3 protein-coding genes are annotated in these 3,127 nt (G+C 65.5%); all 3 read right to left on the reverse strand.

Translation table 11 applies throughout. The annotated features are described in order from the left end of the window. Nucleotides 1-2,119 (reverse strand): ATP-dependent Clp protease ATP-binding subunit ClpA (clpA, locus tag AC3XYG_RS24750; protein WP_489142529.1); only part of this gene is annotated, 2,119 nt, incomplete at its 3' end. 40 nt (nucleotides 2,120-2,159) lie between these two features. Beyond that, a complete protein-coding gene (clpS, locus tag AC3XYG_RS24755) occupies nucleotides 2,160-2,498 on the reverse strand; it encodes an ATP-dependent Clp protease adapter ClpS (RefSeq protein WP_489142530.1) in 339 nt (112 codons plus the stop codon). 163 nt (nucleotides 2,499-2,661) lie between these two features. Then, on the reverse strand, nucleotides 2,662-3,127 hold a 466-nt coding region (locus AC3XYG_RS24760), incomplete at its 5' end, for a phasin family protein (protein ID WP_489142531.1).

The following is a 3,127-nucleotide window of genomic DNA, read 5'->3' on the forward strand; positions in this document are numbered from 1 at the left end:
GCTTCACCAGCCACTGCCGCGCCGTCGAGGACAGCTCGATGGTGACGTGGCGGTCGGCCAGCTGGGTCTCGAGCTGGATCACGAACTTGTCGACCACCTGGGCCACGATCTCCGGCGCCAGATGGCCGAAGGCGATGGTGGCGTCGAGGCGGTTGCGGAACTCCGGCGTGAACATCCGGTTGATCGCCTCCGTCCCCGCATCGTCCTTGCGGCTGGCGCCGAAGCCGATCGACTGCTTGGTCAGCTCGGTGGCGCCGGCGTTCGTGGTCATGATCAGGATGACGTTGCGGAAATCGACCGACTTGCCGTTGTGATCGGTCAGCTTCCCGTGATCCATGATCTGCAGCAGGATGTTGAACACATCCGGATGCGCCTTCTCGATCTCGTCCAGCAGCAGCACGCAATGCGGATGCTGGTCGACCGAGTCGGTCATCAGGCCACCCTGGTCGAAGCCGACATAGCCCGGCGGGGCGCCGATCAGCCGGCTGATCGAGTGCCGCTCCATGTATTCCGACATGTCGAACCGCACCAGCTCGATGCCGAGCAGCTTGGACAGCTGGCGCGCCACCTCGGTCTTGCCGACGCCGGTCGGGCCGGAGAACAGGTAGTTGCCGATCGGCTTCTCCGGCTCGCGCAGGCCGGCGCGGGCCAGCTTGATCGCCGCCGACAGGGCGTCGATCGCCGGGTCCTGGCCGAACACCAGGGTCTTCAGGTCGCGGTCAAGGGTCTGCAGCATCGTCTTGTCGTCGCGGCTGACGCTCTTCGGCGGGATCCGGGCAATCTTCGCCACGACCGCCTCGACGTCACGCATGCCGATGGTCTTCTTCCGCCGCGACGGCGGCAGCAGCATCTGGGCAGCACCGGCCTCGTCGATCACGTCGATCGCCTTGTCCGGCAGCTTGCGGTCGCCGATGTAGCGGGCCGACAGCTCCACCGCGGTGCGGATGGCATCGGCCGTGTAGCGCACCTGGTGGTGCTTCTCGTAATAGGTCTTCAGCCCCTGCAGGATTTTGATCGTGTCCTCGATCGTCGGCTCGTTGACGTCGATCTTCTGGAACCGGCGGACCAGGGCGCGGTCCTTCTCGAAGTAGTTCCGGTATTCCTTGTAGGTGGTCGACCCGATGCACTTCAGCGCGCCCGAAGCCAGCGCCGGCTTCAGCAGGTTGGAGGCATCCATCGCCCCGCCGGAGGTGGCGCCGGCGCCGATCACGGTGTGGATCTCGTCGATGAACAGCACCGCGCCGGGCAGGTTCTCCAACTCGTTCATCACGGCCTTCAGCCGCTCCTCGAAGTCGCCGCGGTAGCGGGTGCCGGCCAAGAGCGCGCCCATGTCGAGCGCGAAGATGGTGGCATCGGCCAGCACCGGCGGCACTTCGCCATCGACGATGCGGCGGGCCAGGCCTTCCGCGATCGCGGTCTTGCCGACCCCGGGGTCGCCGACATAGAGCGGGTTGTTCTTCGAGCGGCGGCACAGGATCTGGATCGTCCGCTCGATCTCGGCCTCGCGGCCGATCAAGGGGTCGATCTTGCCCTTCGTCGCCTTCTCGTTGAGGTTGACGCAATAGGTCCTGAGCGCCTCCGAGCCCTTCTTCACGACCTTCTCCGCCTGCGCATCCTCGTCGGCGCCCGAGACCGGACGCGGTGATTCGCCCGATCCGGACCCGGTCCGGGCCCCGCCCGAGGCGCCGGCTTTGGCGATCCCGTGGCTGATGTAGTTGACCGCGTCGAAGCGGGACATGTCCTGCTCCTGCAGGAAGTACACCGCATGGCTCTCACGCTCGGAGAACAGGGCGACCAGCACGTTGGCGCCGGTGACCTCCTCGCGGCCCGAAGACTGGACATGGATCGCGGCACGCTGCAGCACCCGCTGGAAGCCGGCGGTCGGCTTCGCGTCCTCGATCCCGTCGATCTTCAGGGTCGCCAGCTCCGTGTCGATGTAGCCGACAAGGTCGCGGCGCAGCTTTTCGATGTTGACGCCGCAGGCGCGCATCACCGCGACCGCATCCTGGTCCTCGGACAGCGCGAGCAGCAGGTGCTCGAGCGTGGCGTATTCGTGCCGTCGCTCATTGGCGAAAGCGAGAGCCCTGTGCAGCGTCTGCTCGAGATTACGCGAGAGCATCGGTCGTCCCCATGCCGGAAGGGCCTACCCAAGCCGTTGGTCAGGCCTTCTCAAGAATACATTGTAGAGGATGCTGGTTGCGGCGCGCGAAGTCCATCACCTGAGCCACCTTGGTCTCCGCCACCTCGTAGGTGAAAACGCCGCAGACGCCCACACCCCGCCGGTGAACATGGAGCATGATGGTGGTCGCTTCCTCGCGGCTCTTCGCGAAGAAGCGCTCCAGGATATGGACGACGAACTCCATCGGCGTGTAATCGTCATTCAGCATCAGGACCTTGTACATGGACGGCTTCTTCGTCCGTGGCTTGGTCTGAATGACGACTCCGGTGCCGGCGTCGTTGCCGTCTCCCTGATCATCCTTCCGTTCGATATCGCTCATGGATATGGGATGCGTTCTATCGGTTTTGAACCCAGCCAAGATGATAGTGCTCCAAGGGGCCGAGTTGTAGACCCCCGCACGCAGAAAGCTGAAATGCGAACGGCCCCGGCGACAGAGTCGCCGGGGCCGTGGGCACCGGGTCCAGGGAGGAAGATGGACCGGATCAGGCGGCGAGCGGCTTGGACAGCTTCTCGACGGCGACGTTGACGCGCGCGGCGATCGGCGCGACGGCATCGTTGGTGACCTTCAGGCCCAGCTCCGACAGCTTGCTGCTCTCGGCGACGAAGCCGTCGAAGGCGGTCTTGCTGTAGGTCGACTGCAGGTCGACGACCTCACGCAGGGTCTTGGCGGCGAACAGCGAACGGGTCGCCTCGGCGGCCTGCTCGGCGGCACCCTGCTGCAGCGCGAACCAGGCGCGGCTCAGCTGCTCGGTGCCCTGGGCGAAGACGGCGGCCGACGCGAAGAAGGCGTCGACATTGCCCTTGGCGAGGGTGACGAGGTCGTCGAAGCCCTTGGTGGCGGCGATGGTGGTCTTCTCGAAATGCTCCTTCGACAGGGCGAGGCCCTGGGCGAGGTTCTTTTCGACGGCGGCCTGGCTGGTCTTCACGGTGTCTGCCACGGTGTTCCTC

The sequence above is a fragment of the Inquilinus sp. genome (genome assembly GCF_057815775.1).

Coding starts and splice junctions, on each gene's coding strand:
- clpS (WP_489142530.1), bottom strand. CDS start 2,498: ATGAGCGATATCGAACGGAAGGATGATCAGGGAGACGGCAACGACGCC.